The organism is Haloarchaeobius salinus, from assembly GCF_024464185.1.
In the GTDB taxonomy this organism is placed as follows: Archaea; Halobacteriota; Halobacteria; order Halobacteriales; family Natrialbaceae; genus Haloarchaeobius; species Haloarchaeobius salinus.
Genome location: NZ_JANHAU010000002.1, coordinates 968,646 through 993,646, shown reverse-complemented (window position 1 = coordinate 993,646; position 25,001 = coordinate 968,646). Strand labels below are relative to the sequence as shown.

Sequence of the window (25,001 nt, the reverse complement as noted above, 5' to 3'; positions counted from 1 at the left end):
ATGAGAAAACTACAGCTAATTATGAGAAATCATGCGGGAGGAACGATTCAGGGTCGATGTTCAGACGAAGTTGGTACTTACTGTCCCGGGTACCCCTCGATTCTCGCGTCGGGTCAAGCAGTGGGTATCCAGTCGTGAAGTTCTCGACAAGGTCCTCGTACTCTGGCAGGGTAATGTTCAACTGGTCGGCGAGGTAGACGATCCGTTTCGTTGCGGCTCCATTCCCGACTCGGCGCAGACACCCGACGACTCGGTCCCACGAACATTGCGTGTCGACAGCGCTCTGCAGTGCCTTCGCAAGCTCGCTGATACCGCCGCAGAACTCGGGGTGGTCGGCGCAATCGACCAGCGTCTTCTCGATACTCGAAATGTTCGCCTGACTCGACCCGACTGCTGTCGGTTGATAGCCGAAGAACTTCTGCTCAGTAACTGTCACCGGTCGATAGGTAACCCCGTGGATCTCGCGTTCTTGAGCGCGTTCTGTCGTCACGATGTACACCGTTCGGGGCACCTGCTCCGTCAGTCCGTGATGGTTCAGCGCACTCCAGTACCCAACGTACATCGGCTCCACCAGAGCAGACGCGATCACGAACTCGTGCGCTGTATACACGGCGTTCTCGCCTGCAGCAAGTGGCAGGATGAGATACTTCCCATGCGCGATCCGCTCCAACCAGCCCTTCTCCTTGAGCGCATACGCCATGTCCTTGGCCGACTTCCGCCGGATGTCGAGGACGTCCGCGATGTCACTAATGGTGATGACCTGCCGGTTCTCACTTGCAAGCCGTGACAGTGCTTGCGACTCCCGTGTCGACAGGCCCTTTCGTTGAGTCTCCTCGCCGTTTGTTAATCCCATAGCCGCTCAGCGTACATAGACTCTAAACCGTGTCTGTGATAAATGTAGTCTTGAGATATAGTTTGAGAAAAACAGTAGTTCCGAGCATAGGGTTGATTTGCGGCCGAATTCGTGGGGGAAGGACTCCGAACCTCTTCTGACCAGGTTTCTCTCCGTGGCGCTCCAGTCGGCCAAAGCCTCCGAAAAACCTCATTCTCTCAGACGGTACGAACTGAGGCAGGTCGTACCATTTGGACTCGTAGATGTCGGAATGCCCCGTTAGGCCAACGAATATGTCACTTGGCAAAACGCTTATCCTATATTGTTGAGGACTATGGGTGATGACTGACTACGGGGTCACCCCCCAGAGAACTCTGTCCCCAGAAGAAAAGGAGGTTCTCCAGTCTGTATTGGACCAGAATTTCACCAAAGGGGAACTCCTCCACCTGAAGCACATCTTCAAGAGCCAGACTAAGAAGATAGCGTGGTATTACGGTGATAACGAGACAACGGCGGGGAATCGGCGCGAACTGGCGGAGGCACTGGTTCGAGAGTACCCAGATGAGGTTGAAGACCTGCTCTACGACTTGGATAACCTCACCGTGAAGAAGAACAAGTTCGAGGAGAATCTCGTCTCAGAGGGTGTTCCGGGAGACTTGGTCGACGAACTAGAGCCGACGACGCGTCAACTGTTGGTGTTTGCGTATCACGAGTTATATGACGAGGACGACTTCTCCGCGAAGCTGGAGTTCTTGATACTCGACTCACGCCTCTTCAAGGAAACCACGGAGCGAACGTACAAATACGACCGAGACCGCTTCGACCTGGAGAACTTTGAGGCGGCGGTGAGGAGGCACGTGCGACGCCGGAACGACGAACTCTACCGTCCCTTCACGATTCGGTACCATGAGACCGACGACACCATCTTCCTTGACTTCTACAAGGAGACGGCACGGGTGATGCAAAATATCTTCAAGCAGAGGAAGAAGGACGAAGTGGCACCGAGTGATAACCCGACAGTCACGCACGAATCGGGGTACACCATCAAGACTCTCCTCTGCCGGGTAGACACCTCAGCCGACGATGAGGTCAAATTTGTATTTAAGACCGATCCACAGAGCAGCTGGAATGGGGAAATGGAGCGATTCTTCGAGGCCGTCGCAGGCATTGAGGACCCCTTCGACGAAACCAACCAGGAGGTGGACGATGGCGCGTCCGAGGTCCTCGACGCGGCCGTCTCCACCGCCCAGGGCAACGAGAAAGACATCTCAGCCGAGGAGGTCGAAGAGGTTGAAGATGCGGTCACGGAGACGATGGAGGATCTAGCGGGGGACTCTCTCCCCGACGACGCTCCCGCCATTTCCGAGGGGAACGTCCAATGGGTTGGATGGGTCGTGGATAATGACGAGGACACGATGATTGCCTCCGACGACTTCACGGCGGCCACGAACCTCGTCAATTTCGTGAAGAACACGCCCGGTGCCGGTGAGAATCTGTTCCACATTCTCAGCGAGGCAGAGAAAGGGAACATTGGGCTACGGTTTCGAAGCGATTTCGGCGACGGAAACAACGAGACGTTCATCGTTCGGAGCAAATTCTGGACCGAAGAGAAGCAGGTGGGTGAACAGGCACGGAACCTCCTAAGTGCGGTCTTCAAAGGTGGTGAGGATGCCGAGTGAAGATCAACTGAAGGCCCTATCAAAGTTCATCGATGACTGTAACGGGATATTCGCATCTACGATACCAGAGGAACTTGAATCGTTAGACGACTCCCTTTTCAAAACGGTCGAAACTGTTGACAAGTGCCCCAACTGCGGAGCGGATATCTTAGGCCCAGTAGAGATTGATGGAGAGAAGGTCGCGTCGTGCCAGGGAGAGTGTGGGAAAATCCCGCACCAGGAGGCGGCACACCACAAACTAGACCTCAATTCCGTATTCGAACTGTTCAGCAACCGTCTCGGTCACGAGGTGACGGAAGACGACGTAGACACGCGTCCGATGCCTCTGTACGCGCGGGCGCACCTCGGGGACTCACTACGACTGAATCTGGTGTGCAACACAGACAGACTAGAGGAGTCGGTTGAGAAGTTGTTCGCTGATGCTGTGCGGAACTCCCACGTCAACGCCATCGTTGCGCCGAAGTCCACTCTGGAGAACATTTATGAGCTGGCGGCTGAGTACCCAGTAGCCAGCTTCGTACCTGCGTTCTCGATTCGTATGTTGGACGAACCGAGTGCAGTTGTGGAGGTTATCGAGAACGCGGTGGGTCAGCGCGACCAGAGCGACGAAACCATCACCCAAAGTGACCTCCAAGACGAGGAGTTGGCCGCAACTATCGAGAATAATCCTGGGGCGATTCGGACGGAGTTGGCCTACTCACGCGTGCGTCGAGAGGCCTCACTCTCCCCCACCACTCTCGGAGATTACTTCGAGCGCGTGTGCCACGCCGCCTTGATGAGTCTGAACATCTCCACAAAACCTCTCGGAGAGTCTGGAAAGAACGTTGCAGATCTGGCGTTTAAATTTCCGTCGAACAACAAGAGGCACGGCGAGGAGATCCTGGGCATCGTAGACACGAAGTCCAACGGTGAGAAGAATCTCAGCGAGGAGAAAATCGCCGACAAGCACCGAGACTATATCTGGCAGACAACCGCAGACCGGTTCGAGAACTCGCACGTCGCCCACGTGTTTGTCGTGTTCGATATGGATGGGTTGGATGCGAACGAGATAGACTGGTACCACCTCATCCAAGAGGAGTACAGGAATGCGGGAGTGGACGGTACTATGGTAATTCTCTACGCCAGCGCGCTCTCACAGATGGTTCAAATCGCGCAAAGTCCGCTGCAGACAAACGAACTCAACCTCGCAACGGACGGGATGCATGAAGTGTTCCGACCGTTCTTCCACTCGGGAAAGTTCCAGCATTCCGTCGAAGACGAGGTCCGATGGACAACCAGGGTAGACCCCAACACCTCTGACAAAGAAGCCTACATTAATCGGTACAAAGAGTGTGAGAATCTCATCGTAGTCCTACCAGAGATGGTTCGGAAACGATACTCCAATATCACCGACTCTGATTGGATCGGGGACGACGAAGCCACTCTGAACAGGTACCCTAACCCCGACTACTGAACCACTCCCAGGCTGGGGATGGTGTTATGCAAAGATACTGTGTTCGGAACTACTAGAAAAGCGAGTCATAGGCCGGTAGACGTACACAGAATCTAAACCTGATTACAAACTCCATCACTTCGTCGAGTGGGGAAGCGGACTCTGGACGCTCTTTCTCAACACAACCGAGCGACGACTCGTTCTCGCTTGAACGACTGGGAAAAGGTTCTTATGCGGGAACTGCTTTACTTACAGTAGACGCAACTGGAGGCCCAACAATGACGTTCCAAGAACGACTCCGCTCAATAGAAGAGCGGTACGACGTAAGCCAGAGCGAACACGCCCGGGAGCTCGGACGCACTGTCGCGGACCTCCAGGACTAACGCGGTTATTCTGCCTCATCGAGGAACGAGACGAATTCCGATTTGCCAATACCCTCGGTAGTGATGAGCTCGTCGTGTCCAGCACGGGTGACAGATTCAATAAGGAAGTCCGTACAGAGCTCTGTATGCACGTCTCCATAGTACGCGTAGGCCTCTGAACGAGTGAAATCGAGGTCATACTCTGCCAGAACGATCTCGATGCCATTCTTCCGCATAACAGTGTCACACCCCCACTCAGAGAGTAACGAGAACGCCGTCGTATTCCGCCGAACCGTGAGAAGCCGCTTCGACTCGGTAATGTACTCGTTGACCCACGTCTTCCAGTCGTACTCTTCGGTCGCAAAGTCAGGAAAGGAGAATCCGGTTTCAATACTCTCCAGGTACCATTGAGCCATACTGATCGACGTCCGGTGATTCGCGTTGGGCAGCGCGTGTTTCAGAATGAGTGTAGACATAAGCTGCCCTGCAACATCGATGGCGGTCCCGGTCCAATCCACGCGTGCGAGAGCGTCGGGGATCCGCTCTAATTCGATCTGCTTGTAAATTTCGAGCTTCGCTTCCTCCTCCAGTTCCTTTTCCTCGATGATCTCCTCGAAGATCTGAAGCAACCGCACCGTAATCGTTCGGTTCTGTGGCGACATCTCATCGAGTACGTCTTCAAACTCGTCATCAAGGTCCTCGACCGTACCGCTCGCCCCGCGATTTGTATACAGTACGAAGAATTCCTCATCAAGATTGTACTGCTCAATAATTGCATCTTGCCCGGACGTCGTTATCTCATCCCTGTCCTGAGTAACGTACGCGAGAGAATACTGAGGATCCTCGGGATGATGGTAATAGACACGGGCAGTCATCCCATTAGCGTAGGCGACAGACCGAATTAAAACACACTACATCCAGAGCCTGGCCAACACATTTCCCCTGATTTACCCTACGTTGGTAAGCTGGGTTGCCAGTCCTTCGAGTTCGTCGACTTCGTCGATAGCACCCAGCCATCGATCCGGGAGCTGTGACGCGCCGAACCGCGCCCCAGCGACCGCACCCGCAATCGCGCCAATTGTGTCCGTATCACCCCCACGATTCACGGCCGTGACAATCGCGTCCTCGGCACTGTCCGCGACGAGGCCATCGTGGAGTGCCGTCTGCAGCGAATGCACAACGTATCCAGACGTTTCCAGCGTGTCGGGTGACTCGCCACGCGCGAGCGGTCGAAGTGCCGTCAGGAGTTCATCAGGCACGTCTGTACCGACGTAGTCAAGCGCGTCCTGCAACGGCGTGTCCGCATCGTCGAGGAGGCCAGCCACGGTGAGGTTCAGGATCGCGCAGCCCGCCGTACAGCGCGGGTCAGCGTGCGTGATCTGCGAAGACTGGCGACTTACCTCAACGAGTCGGTCCCAGTCAGTCGCGTACGGAATGGCGAGTGGTGGACACCGCATCACGCTCCCGTTCCCCGCGTTCTGGCCTTCGCGGCTCTGCTCCCAGACGTGCTGGCCTGCTTCGTCCCATTCGTCGCCGTGTTTGAGGCGGCTGAGCGACCGCATCGTCATCCGCCCGATATCGAACGGCCCGCTGTCGTACCACGCGACGAACCGCTCAGCGACATCCGCCGGCTCGAACGCTTGGTGTTCGACCAGACTTCGGGCGATGCACAGCGCTTGTTCGGTGTCGTCTGTGATCGTCCCGGCGGGCTGGTTCCACGTCCCGTCCCCAACCATCTCGTCAAGCCGTCCGTGCTCAGTCTCGATTGCTGCCGCCGAAGAGAACTCAACTGGCCGGCCAAGCGCATCCCCACACGCGAGACCGAGAAGTACGCCACGAGCGTAATCCGAATCCATACGTCATCAACGACAACCGGTGAGAAAAATGTAGGGTGGCAGTCACTCGTCGGACTTCGTTCCCTCAGAGGGCCGACGTTCAAGGGGTACCGATCATAACGGATTCAATGGGGAATAGCAGCTCTGCTGAGTCCTGATTATTATAACCAGAATAGCGGAAGTTGGGTTACAACGGAGACTGGTCACGGATCGTTTGGACTGCGAGACGGGATAGGAGGCGTGCGGGCCCGCGCTTGGGCAGGTCGCGGAGCGTGTCGATCCCGCCTGGTGGGGATCCGCCACCGACGTCCAGCTCCCACTCGGTTTCGTCGGCGAACCGTTCCACGGCGCGTTCCACGCGCTCCTGGACCGCCTCGGCATCCATCGTCTCCACGACGCCGTCCCGCAGCACGAACTCCCCATCCACAATCACCGTCTCGACATCTGCTGGGGCGGCGTTGTTCACCACGTGTGCGGGAACGTTAGTTAGCGGCGTGAACTTCGGCTTGTCCACGTCAAGAAGAATGAAGTCCGCGCGCTTTTCGGGTTCGATACTGCCGATCTCGTCCCCGATGCCGAGCGCTCGGGCCCCCTCAATAGTGAGCATTCGCACGAGTTCCATCGACGAATACTGGCCGGTCGTCCGCTTGACGTTGGCAGAAAGACGGGCTTGGCGTGCCTCGCCGAACATGCTGTAGGAGTCGTGCCAGTAGTGGTCGTCAATCCCGAGCCCGACATCGACGCCCGCGTCGCGTAACTCGGGGACTGGCGTCCACTGCATGTCGGCGTCCGGATTCCAGTACGCGAACACCGACGGGCAGTGCGCGACTGACGCCCCCGCAGCCGCCGTCCGCTCGATATCATCCGCGTCGGCGACCCGAAAGTGCGCGGCGAGCAAGCGGTCGTCCAGGAGGCCGACGTCTTCGAGCAGCCCTAGTGAGTCGGCGGCGTCGTTCGCGCGCGCCATCGTATTGCCCTCTTCAAGTTCGAGCAGGTGGGTGTGGACGAGCAGATCGGGATACTCGGCGGCGAGGTCAGCAGTTCGCTCCCAGAGCTCGCGGGTACACGACCAGTCGTCGTGCGGGCAGATCGTCGCCCGAATCCGGCCCTCGTAGGTGTCGTGATACGCCTCGATGAACGCGCGGGCACGCTCGAACTGCTCGTCGATGGGGATATCCCAGAAAAGGTCCGTCACTGTCGGTCCGAAGAACCCGCGCAGGCCCGCTTCCCCGAACGTGTCAGCCCCCGACGCGGGCTGGACATCCATCGAGTTGACCGTCGTCACGCCCCCTAGGAGGAAATTTAGCGCTGCGAGGTCGTACCCGGCGTCGACGAGATAGTCGAACTCACCCTCGCCGATCCGGCCGTAGAGGGCGGTCATACTCCCCATCATCTCCAGGAGGTCGAGGTCGCTGAACGCGCCGATCAGGGGTGTGAGTTCGAGATGCGTGTGGGCGTTGACCAGCCCCGGCATCACCACCTTCCCGTCGCCGTCAATCGTGTGTGTCGCTTCCCCGTCCGTCTCGTCCTCGTCGGTCTGTCGGACGGCAGTGATGCGACCGTCCTCGATGAGGACTGTGCCCCGCTCGAACAGCCGGTTGCGCTCATCGACCGTGAGCACGAGCGCATCAGTAATCGCAATGTCAGCAGCCATCTTGGTTCGTCACTGACGTGGCCATCGCGTCAAGGTTCGGGTCCCGTCTTTCTTGAATACGGGCCTCGTACAGAGGACAGACGTCACTCGTCGGGTTTCGTCCCCGTGCGGAGATTCTCCCGGTACTCCGCCCATGCCTGGTACATCTCCACTCGATCTTTCTCCGTCATCGTGTCGTGCTCGTCCGCGTCGTAGAACGGGAGTTCGTCCTTCTCAGGCATCGCCATCACTCGCCCGAGCGGGTACAGTTGCTCGTAGTAGTGTTCCAGCACCCAGTCTTCGCCGTGTTCGTCGACAGCTTGCTGGATGTACGGGGCGGCTTCGGGATACTCGTCGGCAAGTGTCTCAGTCATCAGTCGTCGTGTACTGCTGGCGTTGTTTGCGTCAGTGCAACCAAGCGTTGGTGGTCAGGCGTCGGTGAACTCGGCGAGTGAATGATTTTCGCTGGTACTGTTCCACTTGCCGATCTGGATGAGCTCGAACGTGTCTACGGGGTCGTCAAGCTCGGTGGCGAGCCGGGTCTGAACTGCAGTGGAGAGACTGTCGACGGGGATTGCGGTCAGCGCGTGCCCGGTGAGGAAGTAACTGGTTGCGAGGCTCGTCGGGGCGACGACTATGACGTCCGATCCATCGACGTCGTCAAGCGCGATCTGGGCATCTCGGTACTGGAGCACCGTCGCATCCAGCTCATCGACGGGGAAGAGGCAGCCAGCAGCACCGTACTCGATACTCGCCCCCGCCGACTCAAAATGCCCTTTGAGCATAATCAAATAGAAATATATGTCCCACAAGTATTAACCTTGTGGTGGATTGGTACTTCACCCTTTCTCTACCACACCCGCATTTTGACTACCCTCGGCGTCCCACCGGGCAATATGCCCCGCGACCTCTACGACTGCACCGCAGCCGAACTCGCCACCCACTCCGTCGAACACCTCCAACACGACACGCCACCAAGCACCGCTGCCGAGTGGCTCGCCGAGAACGGGTACGACGCCGCCCCGGTCTACGCGAACGACGACCCAATCGGATTCATCCACAAAGACGACGTCACAACCGACGACGATGGCAACACTCTCGACGACCACCTCACCCCTCTGACCATCGGCCACATGATCAGCGGTGACACCTCGTTCACCGACGTCCTGTCCGCACTCATCGAGCAACCAGTCTACTTTCTCGGCGGCCACAACAACGTCACCGGCATCCTCACCCGCGCCGATCTCAACACCGCCCCAGCGCGCATCTATCTCTTCGACCGCATCACCTACCTCGAAGAACACCTCCGCGAGCTCATCCTCGACAAGCAACCAGACTGGAAAACTACGCCCGTCACCGCAGACGAACTCGACGACATCGAAGACCGGTACGAAGACGCACAAGCCGCCAACGTCGCGTTAGACGAACTCCACTACGCACAATTCTCCACGCTCGAAACCATCGTCACCAGTGTCGAAGCCTGCTGGCAAGCCTGCGGGTTCTCTACGAAAGGCGGTGCAGACTCCCGACTCCACGAAGTCACTGACCTCCGCAACGACGTCGCCCACGCCAACCTCCTCGTCGAAAACACAGATAGTAACGAGTTCCTCAGCGACGGCCGTACCACAGAAAACCTGTATGACACTCTCGACACCATCCACGATGTCCTTTCGAACCTTCAAGACGCAGGATACGACCCAGGGGCGACGAAACCACGTGACGAAGCCACTCTAACATCTCCAGGTTCATCCCTTGAGTAACTACAGATCACGCGATAGTCTATACACCAGCAGCCCCCAACCGTTGGCCTACGCGATACCGTTCACTTCCCGATATCGCTGATAGTATGCTTTCTCCACCGTTCGGAGATCGAATCCTCCCGGATTCCGGTCACGCAACTCCGAGAGCAGCTTTGGATAATCTGTCACCCGCATCTGCCGATCTTCGCCGAAGAACAAATCTACCATGTACCGATCCCCTACAGCGTACCGCTCAGGGTCATAGAACGTAAGCACGACTGTCGCTGTCGCATACCCAATTCCAGGAATTGAGGACAACGTCTTGAGTTGTACCTCTGGATCGCCGACCAACAAGGCAGCCTCACTTACCCGGCGCACAAACGCATCGGGAACTTGATCCACTCGTTCAATATTCCCGCTTCGACGTCCCGCTTGATTATCCAATTTCCACGTGACCACATCACGAAGCTGTCCTTGCGTAATGTACCCCTGCGCTTGCAGCGCTTCATGGAGCGTCTGTTCAATCTCGTGGAGTTCCTCATCGTAACTCTCCTCATACAACCTCGCCCACTCCCGAACATCGTCCGCATCCATACCACCATCTTCCAATGCCACAGTGATATGTCTCCCTCACAACTGACGGGGAGAAACTGAGCGGGGTCTTAACTATCCCGGTGAGTAGCTCCGAGATGCGCAAAAATAATGCCCATCGCTAGTTCCGTGAACATATGGCAAGCCACATTCTCTACGAAGACGCGCCGGCACGTGTGGAAATCGAGTTCGAATACGATGAGTCAAACGATAAACTGAATCGCGTTACGGAGGAAATCCTCGATATTGAAGAGGCAGATCATCCAGTTCTCTACTGTGAGTGCGGATCAGAGTTTGAAAACTTCGAATCCGCCATGGAACACCTCCGAGAGGTACGAGGATAGCTGTTCTTCGGCCACTTGCTGTAAACCAATTTGACGATTCTCACGTAGGTCTGTTACAGTGCCTGCTCCACCTCCTGTAGCGCGTCGATTGCGTGCTGCAGATGCACGCGCAGTTTATCGTCTGCACCGCGCTCACTCACAGTCTCACCTGTATCTGCCACATTCTCATCGGAGGGCTGTGTTCCGGGTTCAGTTTCAGGCGTTCCCCACGTTTCCGTTCGGCCCAGCGAGTCAGGCTCCTGTTCGGCCACTGCATCGAGCCGCTGCTGTTCATCGCTCTCACCTGCTGCTGTGTCGGTCGTGACGGTGCTGTGCTCCGAACGGTCACCATCTGTCGGCCGTCCACCGCGGTTGAACGCGTCCAACGGGAAGTCGTACGCACAGGCGCGCTTTTTCTTGTTGAACGTCGTGCGCCGCGAGATGCCGAGCACGTCGATGATGTCGCTGCGATCACACCCGCGGTCGAGCGCCTGCCTGACTTGCTCGTCTTCCATCCGCTGGAGTAGCAGTTGCGGGTCATCTGGAATGTGGCCGCGAGCCGAGTTCTCGATCTGCTCTGTGAGGCCCCATTCGCCGGTTTCGACGTCTTTATCGACGATCTGTCGGTCGCGGGCGTCGACGAGGTTGTCGAGGCCCATCAGCACCCACAACCGCTCCCGAACGGATGACACTGAGTGATCGCTCGGCAGCCCTGACGCGATGTCTCCCGTTCGGTCCGGCCCGTTGTCCGCTAAGTACCGTAGGATCTCGATGTCCTGCGGGAGCAGCACGCTCTGATCTTCCTCAGTAATCTCGACAGGCGAGTCGTCCGGCGTGCTCTGTTGGTGGAACCAGCTGTGGCACGACCGGCACAGCAACGTCAAATTCTCCAGGTCGTGCTCGTCCATCCCGTCCGGGTCGCGCTCGATGTGGTGAACATGCAGCGTCGCTAGGCCGCCCTTCCCCGGGCCGCGCCGCCCGCACGCCTGACAGCGGTGCTTGTACTTCTCCAGCACGTCGTCTCGCGTCTCCGGATCCACCGTCTCGTGACACTCCCGAGGACTGGTCACCCCGGACTCGTCGCTCTCTGTGTTTGCGCCGCTCGGTTCATCTTCAGGGGGTCGTGATTCAGCTTCTGCCATATCGATCTCAGTTCGGGCTTCCGTTGATCTGCATCTGGTACAGCGCCGCTCTACCGCAATCTGCTGGGTTATCGCTTCAATCCGCACCAGCGGCACTACCGACGCTGTCTGTCTCCGACACGAGCGAGAGCCCGCAACTTCACGGTTCGGCGGGTCACGTGTGGATCACTCATGACGTGTCGGGGTCAGTGATTTCAGCTTGAAATCGGATTTCGAGCAGTACCGTTCCGCGAGTGTCCCTAATTCCCGCGTCCGCAGAACATCCGCGACGTTGTGCACCACGACATCGGCGAACCGGCCCTCCTCGTACGCCGTCACGGCTTCCTCACTCCCCGCGAACGGATCGAGATCACCATACTGCCCCTCACACAACGTTTCGTACACGCCGGCCAGATCCGACCGCTCATCGCCATCCTCGCCAACGGTGTTGAACCGGTTCGTCACGACCGGCAGCAGGTCAGCATACGGCATCTCCCGGAACGGCCACTCCACATCACTCCGCGAAAGCCGCGTCCGCAGGAACGGCAAGTCGAACCCAGACCGCCACAACTCACCGTTGAACGCAACCAACAGCACGTCGTTCCCGACCAGGCGCTCTGCAGCGAACCCCCCGACCGCTTCCAACAACACTCGCTCCGAGTCGTGTGTCGACACCTGGACGTGCGCCTCGACACGATCACGAACCGCGGCCTCCACATCAGGCGCTGCTCGCCCACCGGTCTGTACGAACACGCGAACGCCCATCGGCACAGCAAACCCGGCCACCGTCACCTCATCACGAACCTCGAACCCCGTCGTCTCGATGTCAAACGCCACCAACTCCAGCGTCATCGCTGCCCACCTCTAGCAGACTCACGGGCGGCCGCGTTGCTCGCACGCTCCGGAACGCGATCCTCACTAACTGGTCGCAGCCGGAACTCACCGAATCCGAATCGGGAGTGCGTCCCGACCCGCAACACACCACTCTTCGCCGTCTCGACTGGATTCGGCCCACCGTACCCGACAACCTGCCCGTGATCAATCGTCTCCAACTCGTAGACATCACTGTCCTCAACGAGTCGTTCCTCGCGTCGACGCAGCCCGCCTGGACGCGGCGTCCACCACCACGGCACCGACTGGTCATCCGCCCCCGGGTACTCACTCCCCGTCACGTACGGCGACACCAACTCCAACTCGAACGACCCCTCAGCATCCTCCAACATGGAGTAATCGAGCGAATCCAGATCGACCGTCTGCGTGTCCTTCAGACTCGTCCCACCGAGCCCGTAATTCCGCGCGCCGCCGAGCCGCAGCCCGTCCAGCACGTCCTCGTCGAGCGGAATGACGTCGCTGCCGCCGGTGTCGCCGTGCACGTAGAAATGCACGTACCACGTCATCGTCCGCTTCGAATTCCGCGACTCGCGCGGCAACCCGAACCGGACAGTCGGCGCGAACGCCACGCGCCCACTATGCACTCGCAGATCGTGCGTGTTGTGCGCGTCTCGCGGCCGCGACGACGACAACCACCGCTGCGCCGCATCCCGGAACAGGAACAGGTCCTCGTACGATTCGACCGGCCGCAACCCGGCTCCGAAGTACGGTGCACCACCAGACTGCGAGTGCTCGTCCGGGTACCCGCCGTGCTCACCAGGGACGAACACGCCGTGACTCACCGCGACCGACCGCCGCGTCGACGCCTCCACTCGCCGCGCAATCGCTCGGTACAGCGCGTTCCCTGACACGTAGTACGGACGCCCCAGGTAATCCTCGTCCAGCTCAAGCAGCACCCGCTGAACCACTGTCACTGTTCACCACCTCCGAGTCGGGAGCTGCGCCGCATCGCTCGCCACCACCCGTAACTCTCCTCGATGAACTGCAACGCCGTCGACCACGACTGGATCCGCCGCAACTGTGCATCCACCACGCGCCACATCCGGCCGTCATCACCATCGAACGGGTGCTCCGGCAGCCGGGTCCACACGTCTGCCCATGACATGGCCGGGGCAGCACCGAGCCGCGCCGCCGGCTTCTCACCCGGCTCGCCAGTAATCCGCAGCGCGAACGATGGCAGCACCAACACCGTTCGATGCGGCACCACACGCGGATCGGCCTCCGCGTCCTCGGACCGATCCACCACGAGGTACAAGTCGTCGAACCCGCACCCCGCACGGTAATTATCCACCAAGGCAGCCGTCAGCAGCGTGTGGAACTTCAGCGAGGTGTACGGGTAGTACACAGACTCGTTGAAGATCGACGCCACCGCTGACTCCAACCACGCCGCGTGCATCTCGACTGGATCTTCGGTCTGCACCAGCTCCGCCAATGCACTCCGAATCCCGCCTTCAACCCGGCCCGCCGATGTCGCCGTCTCACCCGTCACGAGCGACAGCCGAAACGGCGAGATGTGATTCTTCACCGACTGCGCCGGCTCACCACGCGGCCGACTCAACAACGCCGCGTCACTATCAGCGCCCAACGGCACCGGCTCATTCACCGGTACGCCAGCGAACTCTGCTGCCGCATCCTCGTGTGACCGGCCACGCGACTTGTGCACGTCGTGCCGGTACACCGACAGCATCGACACAGCCGCATCAGTCTCCGCCGACGCTGACTCAGCAACGTCGGTCGGCGACGAGGCCTCATCAGCGTCAGCCTCCTGCTCCGTCGTCGGGCGAATCTCCGTCGACGGCGGTTGCGCCTCATCCAACTCATCAGGATCATCAGCACCCGTCACGCAGACTCACCTCCCGACTCACCGTCAAGCAACGGTAAATCACCGTCACGCGACGCCGTCCGCGCCTGCAGCGCCTTCACGAACTCCGGCCGGCACTTCGACGCCCACATCTCATCCTTCTCCGCCATCGCAGCGGTCGTATTCTGCGCGCGATTGAACACCCGCCGTACCTCCCGCTCACTGTACAGCGGATTCATCACCCACGCGTCCGCGATCCCAGCACCGAAATTCCGAGCGCCACCAACCTGGAACTCGAACTCGTTGCTGTGCGCGTCGAGGAACGACACCGCCTCCAACAGCAGGCCGACGAACTCCGGCTTCAGCTCGCGGAGCGTCAGCTTCCACGTCCCCTCAACGTTTCCGAGGACGTCTCGGTCCGCTTGCCGGAGCGGCTGCCCACCGTCTTCCTCGTTCCGCGACCGCACCTGATTCGAGATCTGTCTGTAATGCGCTTCCGCCTCGCCGTCCAGGACATCCACCTGTCGGCGGATCGGTGAGAATGACACCGGGCGACGCAGCAACTTCCCTGGTTGTGAGCCAAACCCGCCGAACAAGTCGTAGACGACACATCCATCGTCGTGTTCGTCGAGGCACGCACCTTTCTCGTGGTACCCCGATTCGAGGTCGCGCTCGTACACGTTCGCGCGCATGTAATCCGCGTTCGGTTCTCCCGGGTGGCAAGCAGTCGCTCCAGCGATCTGGAGTACCTGCTCACAGCCGTGTCGCAACCAGCCGCTCAACGTGAACGGCGAAATCTGCCCTTCAATCTGATTCATCGGATCATCCGCCTCGTACCGATCCGCCGACGCATGATGCCGATCCGTGACGATCCCATCACCAGGAGACAGCAGGTCGATCTCCAAGCCGACGTACACGTCCGGCAGCAACATCTCCTCCACCGACCGCGGCACGTCCAGCTCGACATCGAGATGCGAATCCACGAGCCCCGACTCACCCGACGTCATCGCTCACCACCCCAGAACAACCCGCGAACTACATCACCGTCTGGGCGACTCGCACGACGCTGCGCCTCGCCCAGAGACACCTCTGCTGACGCCTCGTCCGGCTTTGATTCCTCAACAGCAGACGCGACGTTCGCAGACGACCCACCATCCGGGATCTTCCGCACCGACTTCGTCGCCGCCGAACTCACTCCCACCACTTCGGGATCCAACAGCACCGGCCACGACGACTGCGTCGCCCCGTCCGAGCACACCCCGATGCGGCCCTCGACAAGCAATTCCCGCACACCAAGCGTGTACTCCGTGGGAAGCTCATGACCCTCGTCACCGCACACTACGTGACCGACCTGAAACATCACCTCACCAGCCGGCCGAAACACGTACACTGCGACCGACTCACCCTCACGAAGAGAAGAGCCGCACACTTGACACGTCGCGGCCCCTTCCCCGAGCGAAATATAATTTATTTGATGTATGTCTTCAATCAGTGGCCTGTCGCTACCTTCTTGGGTTTTCGAAGTTGAGTTCTTCATGGGTTCTCGGACGGTATTCGGAACCCAGCCTGGGTGCTGCAACACCCGGGCATTTCTGTTGATCAGTGCCCAACGGCTGAGTTCGTATCCATTAGTCACTCGTCTATTGGTATAAACCTTTGGACGCTCGACTAATGGAGGGTTATCCAGCAGTCATATGTGAAATGGCACTCACGTCAGTACTATGGGCGACCGGGACCGGGACGAAGAAAGTGGGAAATTCACTGAGGAGTACCCGCCTCAGGATTTCCTGAAAGCCTTAGACGAACTCGGTCCAAGTGGAACGACGGACATTTCCAATTATATTGGCTGTGACCGTCGAACCGCCTATCTGAAATTAAAATCTCTCGAAGAGGAAGGGGAGGTTAGGAGCAGAAAAGTGGGGAATTCACTCCTCTGGGAACTGAATGATTAGTTTTCTACTTGTCGCGTGAGATATCCCCCGCTCTATTGCTTTACTGAACGCGTCATACCGATGTATTCACGGATGAATACGTCATCCTCGCCAGCAGTTTATACACTCGAACGTTGTTAGTATAGACGGTTGATAACTCTATCTTACCCACGGTCCGCAGGAGTTGAATCGTCGATTCCTCCGATTAGTGCCGAAGGTGTGTCCTATCCCAGCTACCACTATCTGCGAGGACCCCTCGAACTAAGAATCTCTGAAGAATTCAGCTATATTTTCTCCACCTTTCCCTAATGATCGGACGGCAGCCGTCCCGCGGTTCCACTTTCACTCCCCTTGGCGGAGGTATTAGACAGTAGAGTTTAAACTAGAAAGGAGAGCCCCACGCTGGAAAGAGGGAAAATTATGCCCAGCTTCAACGTCGACATGGAGGAGATAACAGCATTTGACTTCGGGAACACATACTTGTTCACGGCATACTTCGACGAGGAACAGCTCTTCAACCAACTAGAAAAGTACTACAATAGGGATAAATACCGTTTCAAAGTCCCAGAAGAAGACCTGGAAGAGGTACAACAAACTCTGGACAGCTACTTCTATGAACTGGTGATAGAGGACTCCCCTGAGGAGTACTGTGTCGTCGCAGACGAAGAAACAGATTCAAACGCGATACTGAGTAACTCAGTAATGAGAAAGCAACGCCGGAACCACGATATCTACCTAATGAAAGATAAATTATCACTTGAGCAAGCCGTTGAGAAGGGCGCTATTAGGGTAGAAAAATCGGAAGTCAACACAGGGAATCTAGAATGGAAAACCAACGGATCATAGCGGGACCAATCGTCAGTCCGCCGGTAGGTACGGGTAGATACAAGTATCTCCCGAACAGCAATCTTACCAAGAGGATATCAACATGAGTACAGATAATTTAGAGGTTGCCAAGACTGGCCAGGAAAAAGGCGAGTCCGTTTTCGACAACCGCTCTCTTGAAGACATCTACGGAGAGATACAGGAAACCTATTTGGCGGATGACCGCCCCTGGGTCATCGGCTACAGTGGCGGCAAGGACTCCACCACTGCCCTCCAGCTAATTTGGTACGCCATCGAAGACCTTCCAGAAGAGAAGAGGCAGAAGCCAATCCATGTCATCTCAAGTGATACTTTAGTAGAAACGCCGAAAATCGTCAACCACATCATCTCCACTCTGGAAAATATCAACGAATACGCAGAAAAGAAAAATCTGCCTTTCACCGCCCACAAGGTCACTCCCAAGGTTGACGACTCCTTCTGGGTCAACCTTATCGGCCGGGGCTACCCGGCACCGAACCAGAACTTCCGCTGGTGTACGGAACGCCTCAAAATCGACCCTGCAGACCGATTCATCGAGAACCAGGTCTCTGAACACGGAGAAGTAGTTGTAATCCTCGGAGCACGGAAAGCAGAATCGGCCACGCGAGAACAGGTAATGGAGATGCACAGTATCGACGGCAGCGTCCTCTCACGCCACAACAAGTTCGCCAACGCCTTCGTCTACACACCTATCGAGGACTGGATCGTCGACGACGTCTGGACCTACCTCATTCAAGCCGTCGACAACCCCTGGGGCAAGAACAACCGGGACCTCGCCGCACTCTACCAGGAAGCAGACGACGAGTGCCCGATGGTGATCGACACGAAGACACCTTCCTGCGGCAACAGCCGGTTCGGTTGCTGGACCTGCACAGTCGTCTCCGAAGACAAGGCGATGGAGAATATGATCGACGAGGGCGACGAATGGATGGAACCCCTCTTGGAGTTCCGTGACTTCCTCAAAGAAACGCAGGATCCCGAGAAGAAGCCGAACTACCGGATGGTCAAGGGCCGGCAACACGGCTATGTCAAAGAGAAGACCAACGGCAGTGACGGCATCATCCCACGTGCCCACAAGTTCGAGTTCTGCAAAGACCTGCTCCGGAAGCTCTTGGAGACTCAGAAAGAGGTCAACGAGAAAATCCCTGAAGACGAGGAGATGGATCTGATCAGGGAAGAAGAGCTCAAAGAGATCCGTCGTCTCTGGCGCGAAGAACGTGCTGACTGGGAAGATTCCGTACCCCAGATCTATAACGAGGTTATGGACGACGACCTGGACTGGGTCCACGACGATCTCGGCTCCTTCGGTGAGATGGAGGCAGAAGTCCTCAGCGAGGTCTGTGAAGAACATGATGTCCCCGCAGAACTCGTCAAACGTCTGCTCGACACCGAATTCCAGCACTACGGCATGAAACGGCGCGCATCCATCTACAGCGAGCTTGACAAAGTCATGCGAGAGGACTGGCGGGACATGTCGGAGATCGTCGCTGAACTCGAAGGTGAAGACCGTATAGAAGCGTGGGAATACGACGGAGTAGACGTCTAACTGATAGGCCTCATGAGAATCAACAAGCTAATCATCACAGACTTCGGCCCTTACCGAGGTCGTAACGAAATCGAGCTCAGCTCAACAGAAGACTCTCCCATCGTACTGTTCGGCGGGAAAAACGGAGCGGGGAAAACCACGCTATTCGAAGCAATCGGATTCTGTCTCCACGGTAAATCCTCGCTCGGCCGTCGCACTGCCCGGAAAGACTACGAACAAGCAATCCGCAGCAAGCTCCATGAATACCCCGACGGCAAAGCAGATACAGCAGCTGTCCGACTTGAGTTTGAGTACTCCCACATGGGCGAAGTGGACCACTACTCTGTGGAGCGTTCCTGGCGCGACCGTGGCAAAAGCATCGTCGAGGACCTGAAAGTCCGGAGGAACGGAGAGATCCCCTCCGAACTCAACGAGGACCAGTGGCAGGACTTCCTGAAAGAACTGGTTCCGCCAGGAGTCTCCCAACTGTTCTTCTTCGACGGGGAGAAAATCCAGGAGCTTGCGTCAGCAGTCGAATCTGACGCCGACTTCGAGGACTCGATGTACTCACTCCTCGGCCTCGACCTGATTGAACGCCTGGACACCGACCTATCCATCTACATCTCCCAGAAGCTCGAAGAAAGCGGTGTAGAAGGGATCAAAGACGAAATCCAGGAGCTTCAGAACCAGCGAGACGAAATCGAACAGGAGTTCGAGGACCTGAAACAGGAAAGAGAAGAGAAGGAGCAGAGACTAGCAGAGCTGGAAGACGAGATTGATAACAAGGAATCGAAGATCGCCCAAGAGGGCGGCTCCTACGCCGACAAGCGAGAGGAACTCAAGGAACGCCGAGCTGAACTGAACGCCAGTATCGAACAACTCGAAGACCAGATCCGAGACCTCGCTGAAGGCGCGTACCCGTTCACCCTGGCACCGGATCTCTGTGAATCCGTAGTTGACCGGTTGAAGACTGAGACCGAACGCCAGAACCGGGCGACCGCCAGGAACGAGCTGACCGACGAACTCGACGACGTACTCGGTGACGAGGACGTCTGGGAAGAGATGAATATGCCGGAAGATCAGGTCGGACAGCTCTCTGACCGCATCCAGGATAAACTCAAAAGCCGGCTGGAAATCGAAGACGAGGACCCGGAACTCGCCCACCAATTCTCGGAGGCACAGCGACAGGAGATCTACTCGCTTACCGACCGAGCCCTGAACGACGTCCCGGACCAGCTTGCCGACCTCACAGAGAGCCTGGAAGACAAAACGCGGGAACTCCAAGAGGTCGAATCCGGTCTCAACAAAGCTCCTGACCAAGAGGTCATCTCACCGCTGATCGATGACCTGAACGAGCTTACTGAGGAGAAGGGAGCCATCAAATCGCGGCTCGAAGAACTGGAGGAAGAAATCAGTACAGCCCAGACCCGCTTAGAGCGGAAAGAGAACGAGGTCGAAAACAAGCTTGAGCAGAAATCCCGTGTCGAAGATGTCTCCGAACGAGCAGACCTCGCCTCTGACGTCCGAAATGCCGTGAAGGACTTCCGCGAAGAACTCGCCAAGAAGAAGCTGCGGAAACTGGAGTCGAAACTCAGCGAACGCTACATCACCCTCTCCAACAAGGGCGACTTCTACGACAAAATCGAGATCAACGAAGAAAACCTCGACATCACGATCAAGACCATCCACGGCAACAGCAAGCCGCACACAGAGCTCTCAGCCGGGGAACGACAGATCTTCGCCACATCCCTTCTCTGGGCACTGGCAGAGATCTCCGACCGGCCACTACCCTTCATCGTCGACACACCGCTCGGCCGCCTCGACAACGATCACCGGGACAACCTGATCACCCACTTCTTCCCTGAAGCAGCACACCAAGTGATCATCTTCTCCACCGACACGGAGATCGACGACCACCAGTACCAGAAACTGGAAGGATACATCTCTCAGGCATACCGGCTGGAGTACGACGAAGAGGAAGGGAAAACCGTTCCCTCGGAAGGCTACTTCTGGACCGAAGACGACGAAGATCAGCGATCACTCGGGGAGATCACATCATGAGCCAGAAATTCAACCGGATCACCATCGACAGCGACGCCACCAACCAGTTGAAAATGCTGAAAGCCAACACCGGGATGACACCCAACTACCTCGGCAGAATTGGCTTCTGCTACTCCCTCAACGAGCCACGTCCGCCAAACCCGCAGCAGTACGACACTGACGGGCAAACCTTCAACCGGTACACCCTGCTCGGAGAACACGACACCCTCTACATGGCCCTCCTGAAAGAACGACTCATCCAGGAAGGGAAAGACCCCGAAGAGGACCTTTACGAAGAGTTCGTCGCACACCTCAACCGAGGCGTCGAACGAGTAGCAGGTAACGTAAGCGACCTAAGCGACTTCTACGACCTCGTTCCCGGAGAGATAAAAGGACTGGAAGCCCAACAGGAAGGATAACGAATGACTTCTGACGTGGACACACCCATCTACCTCGACCACCACGCCACCACACCCGTCGACGAAAAGGTCGTCGAGGAGATGACTCCCTACTTCACAGAAAGCTACGGCAACCCAGCCAGCGAAGACCACATTTTCGGGGCAAAAGCGAAGCAAGCAGTAAACCAGGCCCGAGAACGAGTCTCGGAAGCAATAAACTGCCGTGAAGAAGAGATCATCTTCACCAGCGGAGCCACCGAATCGGACAACCTGGCAATCCGAGGAGCAGCAGACTACGCAGCTGACAACGACAAAGGCAGCCATATCATAACTGCCGTCACCGAACACGAAGCAGTACTCGAAGTCTGCGAAGACTTGGAAACAGACGGCTTCGACGTCACCTACCTACCCGTCGACGAAAACGGGAAGGTAGATCCTGCAGACATTCAGGACGCAATCCGGGACGAAACCATCCTGATCTCCATCATGGCCGCCAACAACGAAATTGGCACCATCGCACCGATAAAGGAGATCGGGGAAATCGCCAAAGAGAACGAGGTCTTCTTCCACACCGACGCAGTCCAAGCACTCGGATACCTCCCCATCGACGTCGAAGAGATGGGTATCGACCTGATGTCCATCTCCGCACACAAGATCTACGGGCCGAAAGGCGTCGGCGCACTCTACGTCAGAAGACGGAACCCGAAAGTCAAACTCAACCCGCTACTCCACGGAGGAGGCCACGAACGAGGCTGGCGCTCCGGGACACTCAACGTCCCCGCAATCGTCGGATTCGGAAAAGCCGTGCAAATGGCGGATCAAAATCTGGAGGAACGGAGTCAGCACGTCGACGAACTAACCTCCTACATGTGGGACCGGTTGAACGACGAACTGGACGACGTCGTTCTCAACGGCCACCCGGAAGACCGGATCCCTAACAACCTCAACATCAGCTTCACCGGAGTAGAGAACAAAGCCCTGGTCAAAAACCTGCAACCGGACATCGCCGTCTCCGCAGGATCAGCCTGTACCACCGGCACAGTCGAAGCCTCCCACGTGCTTCAATCGATTACTGATAACGAAGATGTCTGGCATAATGCGATTCGCTTCGGGTTCGGGAAAGACAATACCCAGAAGGAGGTTGAATACGCTACCGAGGAGGTGATCAAAATCGTCAATCGGCTTCGTAATCTTAACTTCTGAGATTTGATTTATTTGTGATAACAGGAGTGGCAGATTGGGATCAAACCGGGGTGAGTGACTCTATTTGGAAGAGTAAATTAGTTTATGGAACGGTGGGTTCTCACATCCATTAATGAGAACGACTACTTCTCTACCTCTGTACCGTACATGTAGGCCTTAATAGGAGCCGTTTTCGACGGTGAGGCAACTACACTGACTCTAAGGTGTTATGATACTGCCGGAGAAACTGGTCGAACTCTCCAGGAGCAGGAACCTCATTTTCGAGAATCCGATATCCTCGTTCCGCATAGCAATTTAATAAGGTCTTCCCGTAGGACGTTAATCGGGTTGGATCCGTCGAGTCTAAGATCTCCAACATAAGATGGCGAATCTCGGTTTCTTCCCGTTTAGGGATGTTTTGTCGCTCGATTTCTGCCATTATTAGTGCCGCATAAATCTCGTATTTCTGATCATCATAATCTGAGATGACAGATTCGACAAAGGGATCATCTGTTGGTTCTTCATCGGTTCGAATTCGGTCCCGAGCTTTGATTCCGACCATAGCTGCCAGATAGTATTTATCCCACATACTATCGAAATCGCCCGTAGAGCTATTCTGTTCAATCTTATCGAAATAATCCCGAGCCGAGGAGCTAAGTCTGAATGACATAATTACTCTGCCCCCACAGTAGTAGTTGCTTCTTCCTCCTCAGAAGTGAACTCCATGAAGAAGTCATGGTCAGTATGCTTTTGGACTACACCAGGTGTGTCGGTTTTGTGAACGGTATAATATTGTATATCCTCAAATCCATCGTGCTGCATCGGTTCTAAGTTTTGTACAAATCCTTCTTTCTCTGTCGAGATGACAAACGCGACGAGTTGGTCAAACAGGCCAGAAATAATCGTTGCCACCTCACGCCGAACTTTGTGATCGAGACTGACGGCCGGGCTATCGATCACAAATGGCATGTCTACTTGCGAGCCCTCAAACAGCGTAGAGAGGTATGCGTATGCGACTGATAGGGATTGGCCCTCTGACGACCCACTCTTACCCCGTAGTTTGATCGAATCATCAATTGACTCGATTTGGACCTCAGACAATCCGAGAATCTGTTTCAGACGTTCGTTCGTCTCCTGAATCTGACGCTCCTTGAGTTCCGACAAACTGCGGTCAATAAATTCGTCGAATATTTCTTCGAGCTTATCTGCCTGTTTACTGAACTCGACCGTATCACTTGCCTGCTGAACCTTCTTCTCGTACTTGTTGACTTCCCGCTTTGCTTCAGGGATATTAGTCTTCCAATCCAGGTCAAATCGTTCACGTTGACCTTTATCATCCGTGGTCAGTAAATCCACTTTTTCCTGCTTCTCATTGCGCGAGTTCCGCTCGGATTCTATCTTCTCGGTCAATTCTTGCTTTTTTTGTTCCAGTTCAGGATCATCCAAATCCAATTGGTCTTGCTCCATTTCATTTTTCTTGAGTTCCTGGCGAGTGTCTGAGAGCGATGTGAACCTGGATTCAAAGTCTTCGACATCTGCTGTGTTTCTTAGCTGCTCTTTGAGGGTATTGAGTACACCAATGTCTTCGTCGGATAGGTATTCTTCAGCGTTCTTGCGTATCTTCTCTCTATGTTCCTCATTCAGCTCTCGCCCGCAAATACAGGTCTCCCCCTCAGCCAACTCATTAAAGAATTCTTCTGACGTAGACTTCGGTAGTTTCAGAATTGTCATATGCTCCAGTAGTTCTGAGAAGTCTTCATTAAAGTCAGCCGCGAGCGCGCTGGGCCTCCGCATATCATCCAAGAGGTCCCCTGCATCGCTTTGTAGCTTTGTCTGAAGGCGCTGAATCTCCTCTTCTAGTTCTTTATATCGCTCTAATGCCTCTTTGTCCTCAGCGATGATCTCTTCGCGTTCTTCTTTTAGGTCCTCTATTGTGGAATTGTGCTGCTTGATATCCTTGTTAAGTTGATCCCGGCGTTCTTCTAGTGTCTGAAGCTTCTCACGCCGCGAATTAAGCCGTGTACGCACCTGCTTAAGCCCTTGAGATGTTTTAGCACCGGAATCCTCTTGGCGCTTCTCAACTATCCGGTCGATACGTTCCCGCTGCCGTTCAATTCGGTCGAGCCGGCTAACTATTTTGAGGGCGTTTTCTGCCTTATCGTGACCAGTTTCGATGAAATCGTCTGTGAGTTCGCCGTTAAACACGAATAGGTCGACAAAATCCTCGGTAAGAGCGTCTTCAAGTTCAAGTGGTAGAAAATGACCGCTGTCAGTACCGCCACCTTCGCGTTGTGGATACGAGTGGCGATACTGAACTGACCCCATCTCATAGTCGAGTTCCATATGGATTCGAAATCGGATAGAGTCAGTCGCAAAGGTCATAACAAATTCCCCTTGAGAAGGGGCATACTCTGGGGCGTACTCTGGATCCGGAGCAAACTCCCGCACTTGCTCTTCTTCTAGCTTAGTGCCGAGGAGCAGATGCCGAATCAGTTCCATAGTTGTGGTTTTCCCCGTACCGTTTGGCATCTGAACCAACGAGATGTGATGGGTTTCGTTAGATCCTTCCCGGGTGAAATCGAGACGCATATCACCGAACTCTCGAATATTTTCGTATCGGATCTCCTCGACTCTAAGCTTCATTGATTTCACCCTCAGAAAGCTTAACGTTGGAAATCAGCCGCTCCAAGTCTTTGTCCTCCGCCTTACCTTCCATAGCATTTTGACAGAATCCGATAAACCGCTGCTCAAAGCTATCGTCTTGGTTAAACTTTTCCAAGATGTCGCCGGCGGTCTCCTCGTAGGAGAACTTATCAGCCATA

At 56.2% G+C, this 25,001-nt stretch carries 26 protein-coding genes; 10 read left to right on the top strand and 16 right to left on the bottom strand.

Translation table 11 applies throughout. The annotated features are described in order from the left end of the window. Positions 1 to 19: 19 nt before the first annotated feature. On the bottom strand, positions 20 to 853 hold the full coding sequence (locus NO345_RS11650; RefSeq protein WP_256299351.1) for a type IV toxin-antitoxin system AbiEi family antitoxin domain-containing protein: 834 nt from the start codon (positions 851 to 853) through the stop codon (positions 20 to 22). Positions 854 to 1,173: 320 nt separating this feature from the next. Here NO345_RS11650 and NO345_RS11645 point away from each other — a divergent pair, with 320 nt between their 5' ends. After that, positions 1,174 to 2,511 (top strand): hypothetical protein, encoded by a 1,338-nt coding sequence (locus NO345_RS11645; protein ID WP_256299349.1) that lies wholly within the window; start codon positions 1,174 to 1,176, stop codon positions 2,509 to 2,511. Next, the gene (locus tag NO345_RS11640; RefSeq protein ID WP_256299347.1) at positions 2,501 to 3,964 is read left to right on the top strand and encodes a hypothetical protein; all 1,464 of its coding nucleotides are present in this window, start codon (positions 2,501 to 2,503) and stop codon (positions 3,962 to 3,964) included. Before NO345_RS11645 ends, NO345_RS11640 begins: the two co-directional genes overlap by 11 nt. Before the next feature lie 367 nt (positions 3,965 to 4,331). On the opposite strand, the gene NO345_RS11635 is transcribed toward NO345_RS11640, so the two are convergent. The 5 genes from NO345_RS11635 to NO345_RS11615 all read right to left on the bottom strand — a co-directional run bounded on the left by NO345_RS11635 (position 4,332) and on the right by NO345_RS11615 (position 8,558). Further along, positions 4,332 to 5,180: a DUF8172 family protein gene (locus NO345_RS11635; RefSeq protein ID WP_256299345.1), complete on the bottom strand. Its 849-nt coding sequence runs from the start codon at positions 5,178 to 5,180 to the stop codon at positions 4,332 to 4,334. A gap of 72 nt (positions 5,181 to 5,252) precedes the next feature. Further along, positions 5,253 to 6,161: an ADP-ribosylglycohydrolase family protein gene (locus tag NO345_RS11630; protein ID WP_256299343.1), complete on the bottom strand. Its 909-nt coding sequence runs from the start codon at positions 6,159 to 6,161 to the stop codon at positions 5,253 to 5,255. A gap of 166 nt (positions 6,162 to 6,327) precedes the next feature. Continuing rightward, the gene (locus tag NO345_RS11625) at positions 6,328 to 7,794 is read right to left on the bottom strand and encodes an amidohydrolase family protein (RefSeq protein ID WP_256299341.1); all 1,467 of its coding nucleotides are present in this window, start codon (positions 7,792 to 7,794) and stop codon (positions 6,328 to 6,330) included. Positions 7,795 to 7,877: 83 nt separating this feature from the next. After that, positions 7,878 to 8,147, bottom strand: coding sequence for a DUF8110 family protein (locus tag NO345_RS11620; RefSeq protein ID WP_256299339.1), 270 nt, complete (start codon positions 8,145 to 8,147; stop codon positions 7,878 to 7,880). 54 nt (positions 8,148 to 8,201) lie between these two features. Then, the gene (locus NO345_RS11615; RefSeq protein WP_256299337.1) at positions 8,202 to 8,558 is read right to left on the bottom strand and encodes a DUF8165 family protein; all 357 of its coding nucleotides are present in this window, start codon (positions 8,556 to 8,558) and stop codon (positions 8,202 to 8,204) included. Positions 8,559 to 8,669: 111 nt separating this feature from the next. On the opposite strand from NO345_RS11615, the gene NO345_RS11610 reads away from it, so the two are divergent. Continuing rightward, the gene (locus NO345_RS11610; protein ID WP_256299335.1) at positions 8,670 to 9,533 is read left to right on the top strand and encodes a CBS domain-containing protein; all 864 of its coding nucleotides are present in this window, start codon (positions 8,670 to 8,672) and stop codon (positions 9,531 to 9,533) included. A 48-nt stretch (positions 9,534 to 9,581) separates the two neighbouring features. On the opposite strand, the gene NO345_RS11605 is transcribed toward NO345_RS11610, so the two are convergent. Further along, positions 9,582 to 10,106 carry a hypothetical protein gene (locus tag NO345_RS11605; RefSeq protein ID WP_256299333.1) on the bottom strand — a complete coding sequence of 175 codons (525 nt, stop codon included), beginning with the start codon at positions 10,104 to 10,106 and terminating at the stop codon, positions 9,582 to 9,584. Positions 10,107 to 10,240: 134 nt separating this feature from the next. Here NO345_RS11605 and NO345_RS11600 point away from each other — a divergent pair, with 134 nt between their 5' ends. Further along, complete coding sequence (locus tag NO345_RS11600; protein WP_256299331.1) at positions 10,241 to 10,447, top strand: hypothetical protein; 207 nt, start codon at positions 10,241 to 10,243, stop codon at positions 10,445 to 10,447. 53 nt (positions 10,448 to 10,500) lie between these two features. Here NO345_RS11600 and NO345_RS11595 read toward each other — a convergent pair whose 3' ends face one another. The 6 genes from NO345_RS11595 to NO345_RS20025 form a co-directional block, all read right to left on the bottom strand. Beyond that, positions 10,501 to 11,568, bottom strand: coding sequence for an HNH endonuclease (locus NO345_RS11595; RefSeq protein WP_256299329.1), 1,068 nt, complete (start codon positions 11,566 to 11,568; stop codon positions 10,501 to 10,503). Between the two features lie 165 nt (positions 11,569 to 11,733). Next, the gene (locus NO345_RS11590) at positions 11,734 to 12,399 is read right to left on the bottom strand and encodes a 3'-5' exonuclease family protein (protein WP_256299328.1); all 666 of its coding nucleotides are present in this window, start codon (positions 12,397 to 12,399) and stop codon (positions 11,734 to 11,736) included. After that, positions 12,396 to 13,352 carry a hypothetical protein gene (locus NO345_RS11585; RefSeq protein WP_256299326.1) on the bottom strand — a complete coding sequence of 319 codons (957 nt, stop codon included), beginning with the start codon at positions 13,350 to 13,352 and terminating at the stop codon, positions 12,396 to 12,398. Before NO345_RS11585 ends, NO345_RS11590 begins: the two co-directional genes overlap by 4 nt. Next, positions 13,349 to 14,125 (bottom strand): DUF8168 family protein, encoded by a 777-nt coding sequence (locus NO345_RS11580; protein ID WP_303646849.1) that lies wholly within the window; start codon positions 14,123 to 14,125, stop codon positions 13,349 to 13,351. Before NO345_RS11580 ends, NO345_RS11585 begins: the two co-directional genes overlap by 4 nt. 152 nt (positions 14,126 to 14,277) lie before the next feature. Beyond that, a complete protein-coding gene (locus tag NO345_RS11575; protein ID WP_303646798.1) occupies positions 14,278 to 15,246 on the bottom strand; it encodes a hypothetical protein in 969 nt (322 codons plus the stop codon). Beyond that, positions 15,243 to 15,776, bottom strand: coding sequence for a DUF8112 family protein (locus NO345_RS20025; protein ID WP_497007328.1), 534 nt, complete (start codon positions 15,774 to 15,776; stop codon positions 15,243 to 15,245). The genes NO345_RS11575 and NO345_RS20025 overlap by 4 nt, the downstream gene beginning before the upstream one ends. A 184-nt stretch (positions 15,777 to 15,960) precedes the next feature. On the opposite strand from NO345_RS20025, the gene NO345_RS11570 reads away from it, so the two are divergent. From NO345_RS11570 to NO345_RS11545, 6 genes are all read left to right on the top strand, one after another. Further along, positions 15,961 to 16,191: a helix-turn-helix domain-containing protein gene (locus tag NO345_RS11570; protein ID WP_256299322.1), complete on the top strand. Its 231-nt coding sequence runs from the start codon at positions 15,961 to 15,963 to the stop codon at positions 16,189 to 16,191. A gap of 420 nt (positions 16,192 to 16,611) precedes the next feature. Beyond that, entirely contained in the window at positions 16,612 to 17,016 is a 405-nt protein-coding gene (locus tag NO345_RS11565; RefSeq protein WP_256299320.1) for a hypothetical protein, read from the top strand. 82 nt (positions 17,017 to 17,098) lie between these two features. Continuing rightward, positions 17,099 to 18,580, top strand: coding sequence for a DNA phosphorothioation system sulfurtransferase DndC (gene dndC, locus NO345_RS11560; protein ID WP_256299319.1), 1,482 nt, complete (start codon positions 17,099 to 17,101; stop codon positions 18,578 to 18,580). 12 nt (positions 18,581 to 18,592) lie between these two features. Further along, entirely contained in the window at positions 18,593 to 20,620 is a 2,028-nt protein-coding gene (gene dndD / locus NO345_RS11555; RefSeq protein WP_256299318.1) for a DNA sulfur modification protein DndD, read from the top strand. Then, positions 20,617 to 21,018 carry a DNA sulfur modification protein DndE gene (gene dndE, locus NO345_RS11550; protein WP_256299317.1) on the top strand — a complete coding sequence of 134 codons (402 nt, stop codon included), beginning with the start codon at positions 20,617 to 20,619 and terminating at the stop codon, positions 21,016 to 21,018. Before dndD ends, dndE begins: the two co-directional genes overlap by 4 nt. A gap of 3 nt (positions 21,019 to 21,021) precedes the next feature. Further along, positions 21,022 to 22,200 carry a cysteine desulfurase family protein gene (locus NO345_RS11545; RefSeq protein WP_256299316.1) on the top strand — a complete coding sequence of 393 codons (1,179 nt, stop codon included), beginning with the start codon at positions 21,022 to 21,024 and terminating at the stop codon, positions 22,198 to 22,200. 187 nt (positions 22,201 to 22,387) lie between these two features. On the opposite strand, the gene NO345_RS11540 is transcribed toward NO345_RS11545, so the two are convergent. Genes NO345_RS11540 through NO345_RS11530 form a run of 3 tightly spaced genes read right to left on the bottom strand, consistent with a single transcriptional unit; the run spans position 22,388 to position 25,000 of the window. Further along, positions 22,388 to 22,849, bottom strand: coding sequence for a hypothetical protein (locus NO345_RS11540; protein ID WP_256299315.1), 462 nt, complete (start codon positions 22,847 to 22,849; stop codon positions 22,388 to 22,390). 2 nt (positions 22,850 to 22,851) lie between these two features. Further along, the gene (locus tag NO345_RS11535) at positions 22,852 to 24,822 is read right to left on the bottom strand and encodes an AAA family ATPase (RefSeq protein WP_256299314.1); all 1,971 of its coding nucleotides are present in this window, start codon (positions 24,820 to 24,822) and stop codon (positions 22,852 to 22,854) included. Beyond that, positions 24,812 to 25,000, bottom strand: a complete 189-nt coding sequence (locus NO345_RS11530) for a hypothetical protein (RefSeq protein WP_256299313.1) — start codon at positions 24,998 to 25,000, stop codon at positions 24,812 to 24,814. The genes NO345_RS11535 and NO345_RS11530 overlap by 11 nt, the downstream gene beginning before the upstream one ends. Position 25,001 lies beyond the last annotated feature (1 nt).